18 protein-coding genes are annotated in these 18,241 nt (G+C 73.4%); 3 read left to right on the top strand and 15 right to left on the bottom strand.

The genetic code is table 11. The features are described from left to right. Positions 1–23: 23 nt before the first annotated feature. From J2W21_RS06315 to coaD, 6 genes are all read right to left on the bottom strand, one after another. Positions 24–3,710, bottom strand: a complete 3,687-nt coding sequence (locus J2W21_RS06315) for an AAA family ATPase (protein ID WP_307113652.1) — start codon at positions 3,708–3,710, stop codon at positions 24–26. A 93-nt stretch (positions 3,711–3,803) separates the two neighbouring features. Continuing rightward, positions 3,804–4,772 carry a bifunctional DNA-formamidopyrimidine glycosylase/DNA-(apurinic or apyrimidinic site) lyase gene (gene mutM, locus J2W21_RS06310; protein WP_307113651.1) on the bottom strand — a complete coding sequence of 323 codons (969 nt, stop codon included), beginning with the start codon at positions 4,770–4,772 and terminating at the stop codon, positions 3,804–3,806. A 6-nt stretch (positions 4,773–4,778) separates the two neighbouring features. Next, entirely contained in the window at positions 4,779–5,480 is a 702-nt protein-coding gene (rnc, locus tag J2W21_RS06305) for a ribonuclease III (RefSeq protein ID WP_307113650.1), read from the bottom strand. 18 nt (positions 5,481–5,498) lie between these two features. Further along, the gene (gene rpmF / locus J2W21_RS06300) at positions 5,499–5,702 is read right to left on the bottom strand and encodes a 50S ribosomal protein L32 (RefSeq protein ID WP_066498296.1); all 204 of its coding nucleotides are present in this window, start codon (positions 5,700–5,702) and stop codon (positions 5,499–5,501) included. 31 nt (positions 5,703–5,733) lie between these two features. Then, positions 5,734–6,264, bottom strand: a complete 531-nt coding sequence (locus tag J2W21_RS06295; protein ID WP_307113649.1) for a YceD family protein — start codon at positions 6,262–6,264, stop codon at positions 5,734–5,736. A gap of 161 nt (positions 6,265–6,425) precedes the next feature. Beyond that, the gene (gene coaD, locus J2W21_RS06290) at positions 6,426–6,908 is read right to left on the bottom strand and encodes a pantetheine-phosphate adenylyltransferase (protein WP_307113648.1); all 483 of its coding nucleotides are present in this window, start codon (positions 6,906–6,908) and stop codon (positions 6,426–6,428) included. Positions 6,909–6,987: 79 nt separating this feature from the next. On the opposite strand from coaD, the gene J2W21_RS06285 reads away from it, so the two are divergent. Next, positions 6,988–8,217: an aminotransferase class I/II-fold pyridoxal phosphate-dependent enzyme gene (locus tag J2W21_RS06285; protein WP_307113647.1), complete on the top strand. Its 1,230-nt coding sequence runs from the start codon at positions 6,988–6,990 to the stop codon at positions 8,215–8,217. Beyond that, on the top strand, positions 8,214–8,999 hold the full coding sequence (locus J2W21_RS06280; protein ID WP_307113646.1) for a spermidine synthase: 786 nt from the start codon (positions 8,214–8,216) through the stop codon (positions 8,997–8,999). Before J2W21_RS06285 ends, J2W21_RS06280 begins: the two co-directional genes overlap by 4 nt. Positions 9,000–9,003: 4 nt before the next feature. Here the strand turns inward: J2W21_RS06280 and J2W21_RS06275 are convergent, their stop codons facing one another. From J2W21_RS06275 to J2W21_RS06250, 6 genes are all read right to left on the bottom strand, one after another. Further along, positions 9,004–9,201, bottom strand: coding sequence for a hypothetical protein (locus tag J2W21_RS06275; protein ID WP_066498309.1), 198 nt, complete (start codon positions 9,199–9,201; stop codon positions 9,004–9,006). 156 nt (positions 9,202–9,357) lie between these two features. After that, positions 9,358–9,792, bottom strand: coding sequence for a hypothetical protein (locus tag J2W21_RS06270; RefSeq protein ID WP_307113645.1), 435 nt, complete (start codon positions 9,790–9,792; stop codon positions 9,358–9,360). Continuing rightward, on the bottom strand, positions 9,789–10,400 hold the full coding sequence (gene rsmD / locus J2W21_RS06265) for a 16S rRNA (guanine(966)-N(2))-methyltransferase RsmD (protein WP_307113644.1): 612 nt from the start codon (positions 10,398–10,400) through the stop codon (positions 9,789–9,791). Before rsmD ends, J2W21_RS06270 begins: the two co-directional genes overlap by 4 nt. 18 nt (positions 10,401–10,418) lie before the next feature. Further along, entirely contained in the window at positions 10,419–12,644 is a 2,226-nt protein-coding gene (locus J2W21_RS06260; protein ID WP_307113643.1) for an ATP-dependent DNA helicase RecG, read from the bottom strand. Continuing rightward, positions 12,634–13,617: a DAK2 domain-containing protein gene (locus J2W21_RS06255; RefSeq protein WP_307113969.1), complete on the bottom strand. Its 984-nt coding sequence runs from the start codon at positions 13,615–13,617 to the stop codon at positions 12,634–12,636. Before J2W21_RS06255 ends, J2W21_RS06260 begins: the two co-directional genes overlap by 11 nt. A 22-nt stretch (positions 13,618–13,639) precedes the next feature. Then, positions 13,640–14,659 carry a thiamine-phosphate kinase gene (locus J2W21_RS06250; RefSeq protein ID WP_307113642.1) on the bottom strand — a complete coding sequence of 340 codons (1,020 nt, stop codon included), beginning with the start codon at positions 14,657–14,659 and terminating at the stop codon, positions 13,640–13,642. A gap of 79 nt (positions 14,660–14,738) precedes the next feature. On the opposite strand from J2W21_RS06250, the gene J2W21_RS06245 reads away from it, so the two are divergent. Beyond that, the gene (locus J2W21_RS06245; protein WP_307113641.1) at positions 14,739–15,320 is read left to right on the top strand and encodes a DUF3515 family protein; all 582 of its coding nucleotides are present in this window, start codon (positions 14,739–14,741) and stop codon (positions 15,318–15,320) included. A gap of 15 nt (positions 15,321–15,335) precedes the next feature. Here J2W21_RS06245 and J2W21_RS06240 read toward each other — a convergent pair whose 3' ends face one another. From J2W21_RS06240 to J2W21_RS06230, 3 genes are read right to left on the bottom strand one after another with little or no spacing between them, the layout of a single operon-like run. Then, on the bottom strand, positions 15,336–16,454 hold the full coding sequence (locus J2W21_RS06240; protein ID WP_307113640.1) for a D-alanine--D-alanine ligase family protein: 1,119 nt from the start codon (positions 16,452–16,454) through the stop codon (positions 15,336–15,338). A 2-nt stretch (positions 16,455–16,456) separates the two neighbouring features. Beyond that, positions 16,457–17,455, bottom strand: coding sequence for an NAD(P)H-dependent glycerol-3-phosphate dehydrogenase (locus tag J2W21_RS06235; protein ID WP_307113968.1), 999 nt, complete (start codon positions 17,453–17,455; stop codon positions 16,457–16,459). A gap of 50 nt (positions 17,456–17,505) precedes the next feature. Next, positions 17,506–18,189, bottom strand: coding sequence for a lysophospholipid acyltransferase family protein (locus tag J2W21_RS06230; protein ID WP_307113967.1), 684 nt, complete (start codon positions 18,187–18,189; stop codon positions 17,506–17,508). Positions 18,190–18,241: the final 52 nt, after the last annotated feature.

Below are 18,241 nucleotides of genomic sequence, written 5' to 3'. Positions count from 1 at the left end.
GCCCGGCGGCCGGGCGGCCAGGCCTACGCCTCGACACGCTCGAGCTTCTGGCTGATCACCGTCGAGACGCCGTCCCCGCGCATCGACACGCCGTAGAGGGCGTCGGCGACCTCCATGGTGCGCTTCTGGTGCGTAATGACGATGAGCTGGCTCGACTCGCGCAGCTCCTCGAAGATCGTGATGAGCCGGCCGAGGTTCGTGTCGTCGAGCGCGGCCTCGACCTCGTCCATGACATAGAACGGCGAGGGCCGCGCCTTGAAGATCGCCACGAGGAGGGCCACGGCCGTGAGCGAGCGCTCTCCTCCGGAGAGGAGCGAGAGCCTCTTGATCTTCTTGCCCGCCGGCCGGGCCTCGACCTCGATCCCGGTGGTGAGGAGGTCCTCGGGATCGGTCAGGACCAGCCGGCCCTCCCCGCCCGGGAAGAGCCGGCCGAAGACCCGCTCGAACTGGACCGCGGTGTCGGCGAAGGCCTCGGCGAAGACGCGCTGCACGCGCTCGTCCACCTCGGCGATGATCTGCAGGAGGTCCTTGCGGCTCTTCTGGAGGTCTTCGAGCTGCGTCGCAAGGAAGCGGTGGCGCTCCTCGAGGGCCGCGAACTCCTCGAGGGCGAGCGGGTTGACCTTGCCGAGGGCGGCGAGGTCCCGCTCGGCCTTCTTGAACCGCTTCTCCTGCTCGGCCCGGACGAACGGGATGCCGTCCAGGACGGGGTTGCCGTCATCGTCGACCTCGATACGGAGCGCGGCCCACTTGTCCCCGCCCTCCTCCCGCGGAACGGGCACGGGCCGGTGTGGGCCGAAGTCGCGCACGAGGTCCTCCGCCGCCATGCCCAGCTCGTCGACGACGCGTTCCTCGAGCGCCTCGAGCCGGAGGCGCTGCTCCGCGCGCGCGAGCTCGTCGCGGTGGGCGGCGTCATTCAGGTCGCCGAGCTCGCGGGCGAGCTCGTCGTTGCGCCGGCGCAGGGTGCCGAGGCGCTCGTCCAGCTCCGCCCGGTGTGCCTCGGCCGCGTCGCGCTCGCCCGCGGCCGCCTCGACGGCACCGTCCAGCCGGGACAGGCCCTCCCTGGCGGTGGCCGCTACGGCGCCGGCGCGCGCGGCCTCCCGGGCGCGCCGTTCGGCCCGGCGGCGGGCCTCCTCAGCGGCGCGCCGCTCGGATTCCGCGGCCCGCTCGAGCGACTGGGCGCGGGCCTCGAGGGTGCGGTGCTGCTCCTCCGCGGCGCGCAGGGCGAGCCTGGCCTCGAGCTCGCGGGCCCGGGCGGCGGACGCCTCTGCCTGGAGCCGGTCGCGGTCGGAGGAGTCGGGCTCCTCGGCATCCGGCGCCTCTTCGGCGAGCTCGAGCCGCTCGGCCGCCGCCTCGAGCGCGACCTGCTCCGACTCGAGCTGGGTGCGCGCGGTCTCGAGGGCGGCGCGCTGGCGCTGTTCCTCGGCCTCCGCGCCGCGCAGCTGGGTGCCCAGGGCCGCGAGCTTCTCGGCCACCGCCGCGAAGCGGGCGTCCGAGTCGTGCAGCGCGGCGAGGGCGGCCTCCGCGCGGCCGCGGGCCTCGCGCTCCCGTTCCTGCGCGCCGGACAGGGCGAAGCCGCACCGCTCGTGCTCTGCCTGCGCGTCGGCGAGGCGGTCCCGCGCGGAGTCGAGGAGTCCCTGCAGCTCGATGGTCGAGGGGGCACCGGCAGAGCCGCCGAGCAGGCCCGCGGCGGTGACCAGGTCGCCGTCCGGCGTCGCGGCAGCCAGACCCGGGTGCTCGGCGACCAGCGCGACCGCGGCCTGCAGGGTCGGGACCGCGGCGGCGTCCCGCAGCAGGCGGAAGACCGCGGCGGCCACGGGCGCCTCCGGGTCGACGACGTCTGCGAGCCAGCGGGCGCCCTGCGGCAGGGCGGGCACGGCCTCTGTCCTGTGCGGGCGCTCCCCCTCCACCCCCTGCGTTCCGGGTACGGATCTCGCCCCCGATTCCCCGTCTCGGGTACGCATCTCGTCGCCGATCCGCTCCTCCGGGTACGCGCGGCTCGTCTGGGGCGAGCCGACGAGCAGGGCCGCCTGCCCGGCGTCGTCCGTCTTGAGCCCCGCGAGGGCCTCCGCCGCCTCGGGGGCCCCCGCCATCGCGAGGCCCTCGGCGAAGGGCCCGAGGACCGCCGCGACGGCGGCCTCGAACCCCGGTTCGACGCGGACCAGGTCCGCGACCCGGCCGAGCACCCCGGCGGCGGACGCGGCCACGGAGGCCGTGGCATCGCGGTCCTTGAATCCCGTCAGGAGCGCCTCGATCCGGGCCTCCTGGGCCTGCTTGTCCGAGGCGGCGCGCCGCCGGCGCTCGAGGAGGGACTCGCATTCGGCCTCAGCCTCCTCGAGTTCCGCGGCGGCCTCCTCATAGGCGGTGTCGAGGTCCTCTTCGCCGGCCTCGACCCCGGCAATCTGCGACTCGAGGGCCATGTACTCGGCCGCCGCCGCACGCTGCCGCTCGGCGGCACCGGCCAGCGTCTCGCGGAGGCGCCCGACCTCGCCTTCGGCCGACTCGACGCGGCTGCGGGCCGCTGCGACCTGGCCGGCGAGCCGGGCCAGGCCCTCGCGCCTGTCGGCCTGGGCGCGCAGCAGCGCTGTGTGGCGGCGGTCCTCGGCGGAGGCGGCCTCCTCTGCGCAGGTGCGGGCATCCTCGGCTTCGGCGAGGCTCTCGACCCGGACCTCCACGGCGTCCGCGACGGCCTCGAGCTCGGCACGCAGCTGGCGTGCCTGCCGCTCGAGGGCCTCCGGGTCGCGGCCACGGACCGGAGGCTCCGAGGACCCGAGCAGGCGCCGGCGCTCGTCGGCGAGGGAAGCCAGGGCCCGCAGGCGCTCCCGGCTCTGGGAGAGGCGGTACCACGTGTCGCGGGTGGCGTTGACGCGCGGGGTCGCCGCGGCGGCCGACCGCTCGACGTCCGCCTGGGCGCGGCGGCCGGCGTCGAGCCCGCCCTCCACGGCGGCGCGGCGGGCATCGAGCGCACTCTGATCCGCCTCCTCCTGCTCCATCGCGGCGCGCAGGGTCGCGATGTCGTCGGCGAGGAGCCGTGCGCGGGCGTCCCGGACGTCGGCCTGGATGGTCTGCGCGCGGCGCGCAACCTGCGCCTGCCGGCCCAGCGGCCCGAGCTGGCGCCTCAGCTCCGCCGTGAGGTCGCCGAGCCTGGAGAGGTTGGCCTGCATCGCCTCGAGCTTGCGGACGGTGCGTTCCTTGCGTCGGCGGTGCTTGAGGATGCCCGCGGCCTCCTCGATGAACCCGCGCCGGTCCTCGGGAGTCGCGTGCAGGACCCGGTCGAGCTGGCCCTGCCCGACGATCACGTGCATCTCGCGGCCGAGCCCCGAGTCGGAGAGGAGCTCCTGGATGTCGAGCAGCCGGCACTGGCTGCCGTTGATCGCGTACTCGGACCCGCCCGAGCGGAAGAGGGTGCGCGAGATCGTGACCTCGGCGTACTCGATGGGGAGGGCGCCGTCGGCGTTGTCGATCGTGAGGGACACGTGGGCACGTCCGAGAGGCGGCCGCCCCGCCGTTCCGGCGAAGATGACGTCCTCCATCTTGCCCCCGCGCAGGGTCTTGGCGCCCTGTTCCCCCATGACCCAGGCCAGGGCGTCGACGACGTTCGACTTGCCCGAGCCGTTCGGCCCGACGACGGCGGTCACGCCGGGCTCGAACTCGAACGTCGTGGCCGAGGCGAACGACTTGAAGCCTCGGATCGTCAGGGTCTTGAGGTGCAAGGGACTGCGGGTCTCCTCTGGGCTAGCCGGGGCGGACGGGCGACGGGCGGGCGGTTGTCCGTCATTGTGCCACCGGGCACCGACGGAACCGGGCTACCAGCGGGCGTTGCGCGGAACCGGCTGACAGCGGGTGCAGCGGTAGGAGGACCGGTTCATGAACCGCTCCCGGACGATCACACCGCCCTCCCCTGCCGCCGCGCACCGCCGGCAGGCCCGGCCGGCGCGGCCGTAGGCGTCCAGAGAACGCGAGAAGTACCCTGACGCGCCGTTGACGTTGACGTAGAGCGAGTCAAAGCTCGTGCCGCCGGCCACGAGGGCCCGGCCCATCACGTCCCGCACCGCGTGCACGAGCCGTTCCGTCTCGGGGCGGCGGAGGGTGTCAGTCGGCCTCGCGTAGTGCAGGCGGGCGCCCCAGAGGGCCTCGTCGGCGTAGATGTTCCCGATGCCGGACACGAGGCGCTGGTCCAGGAGGGCGCGCTTGATGCCCGTGCGCCGGGCGCGCAGGCGCAGGTGGAACGCCTCCGGGTCGAACAGCGGGTCGAGCGGGTCGCGCCCGATGTGCGCCGCCTCCCCCGGGATGAGCGGAAGGTCGGAGTCCCCGCGTCCGCCGGGGCCGCTGTCGTGCGTCGGCACGAGCGGCACGACGGCGAGGCCGCCGAAGATGCGCTGGTCCACGAAGCGCAGCTCGCGGGGCATGCCGAGGGTGTCGCTGAGGGTGAGCCGGACCTTGAGGTGCTTCTCGTCGGGCGCCTCGGGCTCCTCGACGAGCAGCTGCCCGCTCATACCCAGGTGCGCGAGGAGCGCGGTGTGCGGGCCGGCCCCGGGGTCATGGACGCGGGCCTCGGGGACGTCCGGATCGGACAGGGGCAGCCAGAGGTACTTTCCGCGGCGGACGGCGTCGAGCACGAGGGCGCCCTCGAGCTGGCCGCGGAAGTCCTCGGGGCCGAGCGGATGGCGCCGCACGGAGCGGGCATCCACGACGTCCACCGCCTCGATGGTCCGCCCCGCGACCCAGGAGGCGAGGCCACGGCGAACGACCTCGACTTCGGGCAGTTCGGGCATCGCGGCTCAGGCCTGCGCGGAGGCGGCGCTGTCGGTCCCGAGGACCTTCCAGGCGTTCGCCGCTGACTGCTGCTCGGCTTCCTTCTTCGAGTTCCCCGTGCCGGTCCCGTACTCGGTCCCGCCGATGAGGAGGGTGGCCGTGTAGGTTCGCGCGTGGTCCGGCCCATCTCCGACCACCGCGTAGTGGATCGGGCCGAGCTGCCGGCTCGCGGCGAGTTCCTGGATGTGGGTCTTCCAGTCGGTGCCCGCTCCGAGCACCGCGGCGTCCGCGAGGAGCGGCTCGATGAGGCCGACGACGAAGCGGCGCGCCGTCTCGAGTCCGTTGGAGATATAGGTCGCCCCGATGAGCGCCTCCATCGTGTCCGCCAGGATCGAGGACTTGTTCTTCCCGCCGGTGACCTTCTCACCCTGGCCGAGGTAGATGAACTCGCCCACGCCGAGGCGCCGGGCGATCGAGGCGAGGGCGCGGGTGCTCACGACGGCGGCACGCCGCTTCGCGAGGTCGCCCTCGCTCAGATCGGGGTACTCCCGGTAGAGGTGCTCCGTGACGGAGAAGCCGAGGACGGAGTCGCCGAGGAACTCGAGGCGCTCGTTCGTCGGAATGCCGCCGTTCTCGTAGGCGAACGAGCGGTGGGTGAGGGCAAGACGAAGCGTCTCGGCGTCGATGTCGACGCCGAGACGCTTCAAAAGCTCGTCATGAGGGCTCATGCGCGAGATTCCGCCGGATCAGACGTCGGCGACCTTGCGGCCCTTGTACTCGAGGAACAGCTCGGTCCCGGCCGAGTCGGTGACGACCTTGGCCTGGTGGGGAAGGCTGTACGTCACGCGGCCGTTCTCAACGGTCTTGACCAGCGTGGGGACGGAGGCCTTCCACTGCGAGCGGCGGGCGCGGGTATTCGAGCGAGACATCTTCCGCTTGGGAACAGCCACGGCTAACTCATTTCTCTCTTAGTGCCAACACTTACTCATCGTCGTGCCGGTCTGGCTTCGCCAGATCTGCCAAGGCAGCCCACCGGGGGTCGACGACCTCATGGTGGTGCCCCGGCTCGTCCGCGAGACGCACTCCGCATTCGGAGCACAGGCCCTCGCAGTCTTCCCGGCACACCGGCTGGAACGGCAGCAGTGGTACCACTGCGTCCCGCAACACCGGCTCAAGATCGATGGAATCGTGCTCGACTCGACGTTGCTCTTCATCGTCTTCTCCGTCCGAGAGCCCGAGGCTCTCGAAGAAGAAAAGCTCTTGCACCTCGGCGTCGAGTCCGTACTCGATGGGATCCAGGCAGCGGCCGCACTCGCCCGTTACCGTGACGTGCGCGGTCCCCGAGACCAGGATCCCCTCGTGCACTGACTCGAAGGTCAGGTCCAGATCCACGGGGGATCCTTCCCTGACGCCGATGAGTGCCACGCCGAGTTCACCCGGCGCGGGTACATGCTCCTCAAGGGTCCGCATACTCCCCGGGCTGCGCCCGAGGTCTTTGACGTCGAACATCAAAGGCGAACGTGCTTCGCGCTTAATGAGAACTCCTGTAGAACATAGACCGACACACTATCCTAGCCGCTGCAGCATCGAGGCCCAAACCAGCGGTGCCGCCGCGCACCGGGACAGTGTCCAGCGTACGGTGCCCGTTCATTCTAGCCGCTCGCGCGGCGTCCTCAGTTCTGCGGACGGGTCTCGGCGAGCCGCGCCAGGACCGACCGGGGCACGTAGTCCGCGACGTCCCCGCCCAAGTCGTGGACCTCCTTGACGAGGGTTGACGACAGGTGGACGTAGTGGGCCTCGGCGGGGAGGAACACGGTCTCGACCCCGGTGAGCTGGCGGTTCATGATGGCCATGGGCAGCTCGTAGTCGAAGTCGGACGACGAGCGGAGCCCCTTGACGATGGCGCTCGCGCCCCGTTCCCGGCAGAAGTCGGCGAGGAGGCCCTCCCCCATGGGCTCCACGAGGATCCCGCTGATGGCACCGAGCGTGCGGCGGGCCATGGTGAGCCGCTCCTCAAGGGCGAAGCGGTACTTCTTCGCGTAGTTGGTCGACACCGCGACGATGACCTCGTCGAAGAGGTTCGCGGCCCTGGCGATGACCTCGAGATGCCCGTTGTGGATGGGGTCGAAGGAGCCAGGGCACACCGCGCGTCGCATACCGCCAACATACTGCATGGCCCCTCCGCCGCCGCGGGCGCGCGACCACCGGCGTGGCCCGCGCCGATAGCATGGGCGGGTGACTTCCGCAGGGCAGGGACCAGCAGGACAGCACGCCTCGGCGTGGCAGCGCACCGCGGCCGGAGCGAATCTCCTCGGCGCCGACGGCAGGCTCGGCGTGACGATCTTCGAGGAGATGACCGCCCTCGCGGTCCGGCACGGCGCGATCAACCTCGGCCAGGGGTTCCCCGACGAGGACGGGCCGGCCGAGATGGCAGAGGCCGCCCGGTCCGCGATCCTCGCCGGCGCGAACCAGTACGCCCCCGGGCAGGGCATCCCGCGGCTGCGCGAGGCGGTCGCGGCGCACCAGGCGCGCTTCTATGGGATCGCACTGGATCCCTGGCGGGAGGTGATCGTGACGACCGGGGCGACGGAGGGCATCGCCGCAGCCTTCCTCGCACTCGCTGGCCCTGGCGACGAGGTCCTCACCTTCGAGCCGTTCTACGACTCCTATGGGGCCATGATCGCCCTCGCCGGCGCCGAGCACGTCACCGTCCCGCTGGGCGCGCCCTCGTTCCAGCCCGACCTCGCCGAGCTCGAGGCCGCGTTCGGCCCGCGGACGCGCGTCGTCGTCGTGAACAACCCCCACAACCCGACCGGCGCAGTGTTCGGCCGAGAGATGCTCTCCCGGATCGTTGAGCTGGCCGCGGAGCACGACGCCGTGATCGTCACCGATGAGGTCTACGAGCACCTCGTGTTCGGCCCCCGCCACGTGCCGGTCGCGTCCCTGCCGGGGGCGGCGGAGCGCACCCTGACGATCTCCTCCGCGGGGAAGACGTTCTCGTTCACGGGCTGGAAGGTCGGCTGGGTCACCGGGCCGGAGGAGCTCGTGGCGCGCGTCCGCACGATCAAGCAGTTCCTCACCTACAGCTCGGGGACCCCGTTCCAGGAGGCGGTTGCCCTCGGCCTGGGCTACCCGGACGGCTTCTTCGAGGGCATCGCCGCGGCGCTGAGGGCAAAGCGGGACATCCTCGCCGAGGGCCTGGAGGCGGCCGGCCTGGACGTCTTCCGTCCGGAGGGCACGTACTTCATCACCGCGGACACGGCGGGCCTCGGGTTCGACAGCGCGGTGGACCTCGCGCGGCGCCTGCCGGAGCTCGTGGGCGTCGCCGCGATTCCCGTCTCCGTCTTCTGCCATCCCGAGGGCGCCGAGCGCACCCGGTCGCTCCTGCGCTTCGCCTTCTGCAAGAAGGAGCCGCTCCTGGACGAGGCCGCGACCCGGCTCTCGCGGCTCGCGGAGCTCGTGTGACCTCGGCGCGGCCCGGCCCGAGCAGGTACCTCCGCGGCATCGGGGCGCACGCGAGCGTCGAGCCCGACCCGCTCGTTCCCGGGGCGTACGTGCTCTCGATCGGCGGCGCGGAGCAGTCCCACGTGGACCTCGCGCGCCCGGGCCACGTCTTCTACGCCTACCTTCGCCGGATCGCGAATGTGGTCGACGCCATCGCCCCGGCCGGGGCTCCGATCCGAGCCCTGCACCTGGGCGCCGGCGCGCTCACCCTGGCCAGGTACATCGCCGCAACCCGTCCCGGCTCGGTCCAGGGCGCGGTCGAGCTCGAGCGCGAGCTGCTCGACTTCGTGCTCGAGCGCCTCCCGCTCGCGCCGGGGACCGACCTCAGCGTCCATCTGGGCGACGCCCGGTGGCAGCTTCCGGAGGCCGCCGCGCGGGGACCGTTCGACGTGATCGTGCTGGACATCTTCTCCGGCCCCGAGGCACCCGGCCACCTCGCGGAGCCCGGCTTCTACGCCGAGGCCGCCGAGCTCCTGGCCCCAGGCGGGGCGCTCCTGGTGAACATCGGCGACGACCCGCCGCTGACGCTCGTACGGTCCCAGCTGGCCGCCATGCGTTCGGTGTTCGGGGAGGTCGCGGCGCTGGCCGAACCGGAGATGTTCACGGCGAGGTTCCCGGGGAACATCGTCGCGATCGGGCTCGCGGGCCCGTGGCCCGAGTCGTGGACGACAGGGCTGCCCGCCGCCGGGCCGCACCCCACGCGCCTGGTCCGCGGGGTCGAGCTCGACCCGCTCGCGGGATGACCCGTCAGCTCGCGAGCTTCTGCTCGGCGAGGCGCTTGACCCACTCGGGGGTCGGCCGGTTGAGCCGTTCGTCGAGGACGACGCGGAGCTTGGCCGCGGCGATCTGGACTCGGCGGTCCGAGGCACCGGGACGCCGCTCTCCGGCCTTCTCGCCCGTGTGCCGCCCGGTGTCCTCGCCGGGGAGCGCCTCGTGCTTGCTCACGGCTCCTCCTTCCTTGCCTGCCCGTCGCTGCTGCGGGATGCCCGTGCAGGACGGACTGCGCCGCAGGCTCCCTTCCAGTATCGCCTCAGCCGCCCCCGGCCGTCCACGGCCCGCCGACGGCTGCAGCCCTGGCCCGGAGGGCCGGTCCGGTTCGGCCTAGGGCCGCTCGGGGCCGGGCTCGTCCCCGGCACGGTCCTCGTCGCCGTCGCCCAGCTCCTCGTCGAGTCCGGCCTCCTCGGCCTCCGCAATCGGGTCGATCCACACCGCATCGAGCAGTTGGAGCTCCTCGTCGCTGGCGATGAGGTCACTCTTGGCCAGGCTGGCCAGGACCATGGTGCCCATGGCCGCGAGCTGGGGGTCCTGGGAGGTCGAGGCTTCGAGTGCCCACTCGGTGCGCCGCCAGAATTCCGCTCGGCGGTCCGAGTATGAGCGCTGGCGGATGGTGCCGAGCCCGACCACGGCCGCGACGAGGGCGGCGGCGAGCGTGCCCACGGGCGCCAGGGCTGCGACGATCTCCCACCACTGCGGTGCGGAGGCAAGGTCCGCGGAGGGGACGAGCGCGGGCAGGCCGACGGGGAACAGGGCCGTCATGGCGCCACGGCCTCCGGGGAGCCGGACGGCGCGGGCGCGTCCGCCGTCGGCTCTGCGAACCAGAGGCGCGTCTCCCCGTACTTGCGCTCCGCGAAGTGCTGCAGCCCCTCCGGCCAGTCGGGCTCGGGCGAACGGGCCGAACGTTCGACGACGACGAGGGCGTCCTCGGCCAGATGGGGCGCGAGCGCCGCGAGGACGCGGGAGACCTGGTCCTCCCCGAGGGGGTACGGCGGATCCATGAAGACGAGGTCCCAATGGCGGCCGGGCCCCGTCCCGTCGAGGAAGGAGCCCACCTTGCCCCGGTGCACGGTGACGGCGCGGCGGCCCACGGCGTCGTTGACGAGCCGGGCGTTGCGCTGGCACACGCCCACCGCCTTGGCATCCGCTTCGACGAGCTCGGCCGTCGAGGCCCCCCGGCTCACCGCCTCCACCCCGAGGGCGCCGGAGCCCGCATAGAGGTCGAGGACGCGGGCCCGCGAGACCATGCCCAGGGCGTCGAGGCGCGAGAAGAGGGCCTCCTTGACGCGGTCCGTCGTGGGGCGCGTCGCGGATCCCGGCACCGAGGCCAAGGGTGTGCCGCCGATGATGCCGGCGATGATCCTGCTCATCGGGCCGCCCGAGTCGTCTCAGCCACGCTCGAGGAACACCTCCTTCTCCGGTTCCAGATAGGCGTCGATGGCCGTCTTCAGCGCAGGGTGCGCCTCGAGGCCCGGGTCCTCGGCCACGATGCCGAGGGCGTCCGCGCGGGCCCGCTCGATGACGTCGGCGTCCCGCAGGACGCGCAGGAGCCGCAGGGTCGAACGGCGCCCGGACTGGGACGCGCCGAGGATGTCGCCCTCCCGCCGGTGCTCGAGGTCCTTCTGGGCCAGGACGAACCCGTCGGTACTCGCCGCCACCGCGTCCAGGCGAGCCCTGCTCGGATGCCCGGGCTCGAGAGAGGTCACGAGGAGGCACGTCCCGGCGTGGCCGCCGCGGCCCACGCGGCCACGCAGCTGGTGCAGCTGGGCGATGCCGAAGCGGTCCGCGTCGAGGATCACCATGAGGGTCGCGTTCGGCACGTCGACCCCGACCTCGATGACGGTGGTCGCCACGAGCAGGTCGGTGGTCCCCGCGGCGAAGCCCTCCATCGCCGCGCCCTTCTCGGTGCCGTCGAGCCGGCCGTGGAGGGCCGCGATCCGGGTGCCCGCGAGGGCGGGCTCGCCGGCCAGCTGCTCCAAGGTGGCCGCGACGGAGGCGGCAGGGCTGCGCTCTCCCGACGGTCCGAGCGCCGTCCCGCCCCAGGTCGCCTCGTCGAGCGCCTCGAGGTCGCCTTCGTCCTCGCCCGATCCGCCGATCGTCGGGCAGACGACGTAGACCTGGCGTCCGGCGTCGATCTCCTCGCGGGCGCGCGCCCAGATGCGCCGCTCCCAGAAGGGGTTCTCGGCAAGGCCGACCACGTGGGTCGCGATCGGGGCGCGTCCGGCGGGCAGTTCGCGCAGCATCGAGGTCTCGAGGTCGCCGAACACGGTCATGGCCACGGTGCGCGGGATCGGGGTCGCCGTCATGACGAGCAGGTGCGGGGTGGCGAGGCTCTTCGCGCGCAGGGCGTCGCGCTGCTCGACGCCGAAGCGGTGCTGCTCGTCCACGACGACGAGCCCGAGGTCGGCGAACTGCACGTGCTCCGAGAGCAGGGCATGGGTGCCCACCACGATCCCCGCTTCCCCGCTCGCCGCCGCGAGGAGCGACCTCTTGCGCTCCGCGCCGCTCTGGCTGCCGGTGAGCAGGACCACCTCGACGCCGTCGGACGCCCCGAGGATGCCGTCCCGGGCGAGCGGCCCGAGCGTGCGCCGGATCGACTCGTAGTGCTGGGCGGCGAGCACCTCGGTCGGGGCCAGGAGCGCGGCCTGCCCGCCGTCGTCGACCACCTGCAGCATGGCGCGCAGGGCCACGACGGTCTTGCCCGAACCGACCTCGCCCTGCAGGAGCCGGTTCATCGGGTGCGCCGCGGAGAGCTCGCGTGCGAGGACCTCGCCGACCTCCCGCTGGCCGTCGGTGAGCGTGAACGGCAGTCCGGCGTCGAACGCGTCGAGCATCCCGCCCCGGCGCGCGGGGCTCGGCCGCGAGGGGAGCTGGGCGTGCTGGGCCTTGCGCCGGGCGAGCGCGGTCTGCAGTACGAGGGCCTCCTCATACTGGAACCTGCGCCGGGCAGCCGCCCACTCCTCGGCGGTGGCGGGGATGTGGATCATCCGGTAGGCCTCGGCGATCCCGGGCAGGCGGTGCTTCGAGCGCAGCTGCTCCGGCAGCGGGTCCTCGAGGCTCTCGAGGTCGACCTGCCCGAGGACCGTTGCGACCGCCTGGGCGATCCGCCAGCTCGGCAGCTTCGCCGTGGCCGGGTAGACCGGGATCGGCTTCCCGGCCAGCTCCTCGGCGCTCGAGCCGTCCTCGGCCTCGCCGTCGAGCAGGACGTAGTCCGGGTTGGTCAGCTGGAGCCGTCCGCGGTAGGAGCCCACGCGCCCGGAGAACATCGCCACCGTTCCCGGCCGCAGCTGCCGGGAGGCCGCGAAGCTGTTGAAGAACGTCAGGCTGATGGTGTCGAGGGCGCCCTCGGCACCGTCCGTGACCACCACGTCCGTGATAGTGCCCTTGCGCGTGGCCATCTTCCGACTCGTGGCCTTCACGACGCGCGCGAGCAGGGTCACGTCCGAGTCGAGCGGCAGCCCGGCGATGCTGGTCAGCTCGCCGCGCTCGGCGTACCGCCGCGGGAAGTAGTCGAGCAGGTCGCCCGCGGTGACGAGGCCGAGGTGGTCCTTGAGCTTCTTCGCGGAGGCTCCTCCCACGAGCCGCGTGAGGTCCCGGCCGCGTTCAGTGGCCACGGCTGTCCTCGGTGACCTGCCCGGCGGGATCGTCGGCGCCGGGGCCCTGCGAGCGCAGCTCCGTGAACGCGACCCGCTCGGGCTCGCCGATCTCGCGGATGAGGCCGACGGCGGCGTCCGGGTCCAGGACGTGGACGTGCACGCGCCAGCGGCACAGGCCCGCCTCGTCGTCGAACGCACCGACGGGACTCATGATCACAGACTCGCCGATCTCGTCGAGCCGCTGGCGCAGGACCGCGGCATCGAGCGGGCTGAGCTGGATGGTGCACATGATCTCGACGCCGAGCGCCTCGGGCTGCGCACCGTGGATGTGGGGGTCCTGGACCCGGAAGCCGTGGAGGGTCTCGAGGGTGTCCTCCGGGATCCCCTGTCCGAGGACCGTGGTGCGCAGTGCGGCGAGGACGAGGAGCAGGCCGACGCCGCCGGCGTCGACCACGCGGGCGTTCGTCAGGACGCCCAGCTGGGCCTCGGTCTCGACCACTGCGCCGAGGGCTGCCTCGACCGCGCCGTCGAGCGCCGCAGCGAGCGCGAGGTTGCTGTCCTCGTGGGCCCCGGCGCCGGCCGCGGCCGCGGCGCCGTCGGCGGCGGCCTCGAGGACGCTGAGCATGGTCCCGCCGACCGGCTCGCTGAGGGCAGACCACGCCCGGATCTGGGCACGGTGGAGGGCGCGGGCCAGCAGGGGCGCGCTGAGCCGCGTGTGGCCCGCCAGCGCCGCCGCGAAGGCGTCGAGGAAGACGGCGAAGAGGGTCCCGGAATTGCCCCACGCCTCCTCCATGGCGGCCTGGCCCGCGGCGCCGAGGAGCAGGCCGAGATCGGTACCCTCGGTCGCGGCAGCGGTCGTGGAGGCGGCGCGGACGGTGTGATAGAGGTTCGTGCCGGTGTCGCCGTCGGCCACGGGGAAGATGTTGATCGCGTTGAGCCGGTCGCTGTGGTTGGCGAGCGCGGTCTCGGCATCGGCGAGCCACCGCCGCATCGCAGCGGCGTTCGAGGCGATCTTAGCGTGCAAAGTGGTCCCATCCGCTCGGTTCCGCGGGGCGCCCGCCGATGGCCACCCCACCCGGCCCGCCGGCCGGGGGCACCACCGAGCCTATCGCAGTGAATCCCTGAGGCAGCTGTGAGGACGGCGGGAACGCCGCGAGCAGGCCGTGGTCCTCTCCCCCGCCCAGGACCCAGCGGAGGGGATCCGCGCCGACGGCCGCTGCCGGCCCCGCCAGGAGCGCCGCGTGGGCCGCGAGCGCGGCCGGGTCGAGGTCGAGCACGACGCCGCTCGCCCGCCCCAGGCGGTCGCCGTCCTTGAGCAGGCCGTCGGAGAGGTCCATGAGGGCTGTGGCCCCGGCGCGTGCCGCGTCGGGCCCCGCGGCAAGGGGCGGCCTCGGTCGGCAGAAGGAACGGATGACGCCGAGGGCCTCCTGATCGAGCTCGGCGTACCGGGGGCCGTGCTCCAGGAGGGCCAGTCCGGCGGCGGCGGGCCCGAGGCGTCCGGCGACGGCGACGACGTCTCCTGGCCGTGCCCCGGAGCGCAGCACGGGCGCGCGGCCCTCGAGGCTCCCGAGGACCGTGACGGTCACCGACAGCTCGCCGCCGAGGCCGAGGTCTCCTCCGGCCACCGTGCAGCCGGGGGCGCCGAGCCCGACGATGGCCTCGACGAGGCCGTCGGCGAGGCCCTCGACCCAGGCGATCTCCGTCTCGGCCGGCAGGGTGAGGCTCACCACCATGCCGGTCGCGACCGCTCCCATGGCGTTGATGTCGCTGAGGTTCTGCGCCGCGGCCTTCCAGCCCACGTCCGCTCCGCTGGTGCGGTACCCGTTGGGCCAGGCGAGCCGGAAGTCCTGTCCCTCGGTCTGCGTGTCGGTGCTGACCACCACGCGGCCGTCCGGGGCGGCGAGCACCGCTGCGTCGTCGCCCGGGCCGAGGATCGGCGATCCGAGGACCGCCAGCCGGGGGAAGATCCGCTCGAGCAGCTCCCGCTCGCTCACCTCGCTCACGCGCGCCGCCAGACGCTGGGAATCTGTCACGCACCCAGCCTATCGGCGCGGGCGGCGTCCGCGGCGGCGGTAGTCTGGAAGGACCCCCTCGCCCCCCGGATGGAGAAGCATGTCCGCACGAAGCCACCCCCGCGCAGCCCGGTACGGCATCCCGGCGGCCCTCGTTGCCCTGGTCGCCGCACTCGCCGGATGCTCCGCCCCGGTCTCCGTGCAGCCGGCCGCGGGCGCGGCGGATCCCGCGTGCGCACCGCTCATGCTCGCCCTCCCGGACGCGATCGGCGACGCCCGGCTGCGCACCACGACGAGCCAGGCCACGGCGGCGTGGGGCGACCCGGCCGCCGTCGTGCTCCGCTGCGGCGTCCCCGCGCCGGGCCCGACCACGGACCGGTGCGTGAGCGTGAACGGCGTGGACTGGGTGATCAGGCAGGACTCCCCCGGAACCCCGGGCGCACCGTCGCCCGCCGGGGCGGGCGGCTCGCCCGGGACCGGCGGCTCGCCCGGGACGGGCGACGGGGGCACCTACACGCTCACCACGTTCGGTCGCGAGCCCGCCACGGAGCTGCTCCTGGACGCGAGCCGGGCGAGTTCCGCGACCGTCCTGGCGACCCTGTCCCCGGCCGTCTCCAAGGTCCCGGCCACCCGCCACTGCGTGGGGCAGGAGGACCTGGCCACCCTGCCGGCGAACGGCTGAGCCGCGCGCCGGGCGCTACCGCAGCCCTGTGGGGCGGTCGAGGGCCAGCTGGATGAGCTCGTCGATCAGCTCCCGGTAGCCCAGCCCCGTCGCCGCCCACATTGCGGGGTACATGCTGATCGGCGTGAACCCGGGCATGGTGTTGATCTCGTTGATGACGAACTCGCCCTCGGGCGTGTAGAAGAAGTCCACGCGGCTGAGTCCCTCAGCGGAGACGGCGTCGAAGGCGGTCGCCGCGAGCTCGCGGACCTGCTCGATCGCCTCCGGCGGCAGGTCGGCCGGGCACGAGAGCGACGCGGCGTCGTTCTCGACGTACTTCGCGGCGAAGTCGTAGAACGTGTGCGCGCCGCCCTGGACCACGATCTCGCCCGGGAGGGACGTGCGCGGGGCGTCGCAGCCGCGGCCCTCGAGCACGCCGCACTCGATCTCGCGGCCCACGATCGCGGCCTCGATCACGAGGCGCAGGTCGTGCCGCCGCGCTTCGGCGATGGCGGCGTCGAGCTCCTCCGGGCGGTCCACCTTGGAGATGCCCACCGATGAGCCCGCGCGGCACGGCTTGACGAACACGGGGTAGCCGAGGCGCGCGACGGCGTCCCGCACCTGCTGCGGGTCGCGCCGCCACTGCTTGTCGGTCACCGTGGTGTACGGGCCGACGGCGAGGCCTGCCGCCGCGAAGGCGACCTTCATGAAGTGCTTGTCCATCCCGACCGCGGAGGCGAGGACGCCCGCGCCGACGTAGTGGACGTCGGCGAGCTCGAGGAGGCCCTGGATCGTGCCGTCTTCACCGAAGGCGCCGTGCAGGAGCGGGAAGACGACGTCGACCTCGCCGAGCTCCCGCGGCACCTGGCCGGGCTCGCTGACGAGGAGCCGGGCCGCGCCGTCGTTCTCGGCGAGCCGGACGGTGGCCTCGGCGGCCTCGACCTCCGGCAGCCGGCCGGAGTCGAGGGCCCACTGGTGCCAGTCCCCCTGGGAGAGGACCCATTGCCCCGACCGGGTGATGCCGACGGGCACGACCTCGTACTTGTCCGTGTCGATCGCGCCCATGACGCCCGCGGCGGTCACGCAGCTCACGGCGTGCTCGCTCGAGCGGCCCCCGAAGAGGAGGGCAACGCGGGTCTTCCTGGTCTCTGTCACGGTTAGTCGCCTTCTGACTTGAGCTGCCGCGCCAGCAGCAGCGGTTCGAGCTTCTCCACCGGCAGCTCGCCCCGCAGGACGGCCACGACTCCGGCGGTGATGGGCATGTCCACGCCGTGGCGCTGTGCGAGCTCCAGGACGGCCGGGGCGGACTTGATGCCCTCGGCGACCTGGGTCATGCGGGCGCCCACGGCCTCGGTGTCGAGCCCCTGGCCCAGGAGCCGCCCGGCCGTGTGGTTGCGGGAGAGCTTGGACGAGCAGGTGGCCACGAGGTCGCCCAGCCCGGCGAGCCCGGCCATCGTGGTGAGGTCGGCCCCGAGCGCCACGGCGAGCCGCGTGGTCTCGGCCAGGCCCCGCGTGATGACGGTGGCCTTCGTGTTGTCGCCCATCTCCTTGCCCTCGCAGATCCCGACGGCGAGGGCGATCACGTTCTTGACGATGCCGCCGATCTCCACTCCGGTCACGTCCGTGCTCATGTAGGGCCGGAAGTACGGCGCCGTGCAGGACTCGGCGATCCACTGGGCGGTGGCGTGGTCGGTGCACGCGACGACCGCGCCGGTGGGCTGGGAGCGCGCGATCTCGAGCGCGAGGTTGGGGCCTGAAAGCACGGCGATCTGCTCGGGGGGCAGTGAGGTGACCTCGGCGATGACCTCGCTCATCCGCTTGTCCGTGCCCAGCTCGAGCCCCTTCATGAGGGAGAGCACGACGGCGTCGCGCGGCACGTGCGCGCTCCAGGCGGCGAGCTGGGCGCGCAGGGACTGCGCGGGGACGGCGAGGACCACGAGCTGCGCCCCCTCGAGAGCCTCGGCCGGGTCGAGGGTCGCGGTGATGCAGGCGGGCAGCTCGATGTCGCCGAGGTAGCGGGCGTTCCGGTGGCGGGCCACGTCGGCGACCACCTCGGGGCTGCGGCCCCAGAGGCGGACCGAGCGGGTGCTGCCGTGGTTCGCCGCGGCATCGCCGAGGACTTTGGCGAAGGTGGTCCCCCAGCTCCCGGCGCCCATGACGGCGATGCGCTCGAGCGGCCCGCGGCCCCGATGCTCCGCGGCCACCCTCAGGCCCCGCCGCGCTCGACGTCGCGCCCGTGGAGGGACTGCTGGTGCTGGGCAGGGTCCCACCGCTGCGCGGGCGGCTGCTCGCCGCGCAGCTCCGCCAGGAGCGCCGTGATCGCGTCCATGATCCGCTCGGTGGCCTCGACGAGGGTGGTCTTGTCCAGCGGACGACCTACGAGGTCGGACAGGTCCACGGGGTCCCCTACGAGGACCACGGCCTTCTTGCGCGGGAAGGGGTAGAGCCGCTTGGCGTAGCGCGGGAACAGCTCGTGGTCCCCCCAGTGGGCGATCGGGACCACGGGGGCGCCGGTCTTGAGGGCCAGCCGGGCGGCGCCCGTGTGGCCCTTCATGGGCCACAGCCCCGGGTCGCGGGTGAGGGTGCCCTCGGGATAGACGATGATCGCCCCGCCCTCGTCGATCACCTCGCGGGCGACCTCGAGGGACGCGCCGGCTCCGGTGCCCCCGCGGTCCACGGGGATCTGCTTGGTGCCCTTCATGATCTGGCCGAGCACCGGGGGCTTGAACAGGCCCGCCTTGGCCAGGAAGTGCGGCGGGCGCCCCTGGTTGTAGAGCATGTGGCCCACGGTGAGCGGATCGATCTCGGTGCAGTGGTTCACGCACGCGATGAACCCGCCGCGCCCCGGCAGGCCGACGAGCTTCTCCGTGCCGCGCCACTCCTTGCGCATCAGGAGGTTCAGGAGGGGCCGGACCACGGCGCCGGCGATCGCGAACGCGACC

It is taken from the genome of Sinomonas atrocyanea, assembly GCF_030811715.1.
Lineage (GTDB): Bacteria > Actinomycetota > Actinomycetes > Actinomycetales > Micrococcaceae > Sinomonas > Sinomonas atrocyanea_A.
Note: the sequence above shows the minus strand (reverse complement) of the source record. Positions and strands in the feature narration are given on the sequence as shown.

What these genes read in the sequence shown, in the direction of transcription:
- mutM (WP_307113651.1), bottom strand. Translation starts at nt 4,772, where the DNA reads ATGCCCGAACTGCCCGAAGTCGAGGTCGTTCGCCGTGGCCTCGCCTCC.
- rnc (WP_307113650.1), bottom strand. Translation starts at nt 5,480, where the DNA reads ATGAGCCCTCATGACGAGCTTTTGAAGCGTCTCGGCGTCGACATCGAC.
- coaD (WP_307113648.1), bottom strand. Translation starts at nt 6,908, where the DNA reads ATGCGACGCGCGGTGTGCCCTGGCTCCTTCGACCCCATCCACAACGGG.
- J2W21_RS06270 (WP_307113645.1), bottom strand. Translation starts at nt 9,792, where the DNA reads ATGACGGCCCTGTTCCCCGTCGGCCTGCCCGCGCTCGTCCCCTCCGCG.
- rsmD (WP_307113644.1), bottom strand. Translation starts at nt 10,400, where the DNA reads ATGAGCAGGATCATCGCCGGCATCATCGGCGGCACACCCTTGGCCTCG.
- J2W21_RS06255 (WP_307113969.1), bottom strand. Translation starts at nt 13,617, where the DNA reads ATGCGGCGGTGGCTCGCCGATGCCGAGACCGCGCTCGCCAACCACAGC.
- J2W21_RS06245 (WP_307113641.1), top strand. Translation starts at nt 14,739, where the DNA reads ATGTCCGCACGAAGCCACCCCCGCGCAGCCCGGTACGGCATCCCGGCG.
- J2W21_RS06235 (WP_307113968.1), bottom strand. Translation starts at nt 17,455, where the DNA reads ATGGGCGCCGGGAGCTGGGGGACCACCTTCGCCAAAGTCCTCGGCGAT.
- J2W21_RS06230 (WP_307113967.1), bottom strand. Translation starts at nt 18,189, where the DNA reads ATGCGCAAGGAGTGGCGCGGCACGGAGAAGCTCGTCGGCCTGCCGGGG.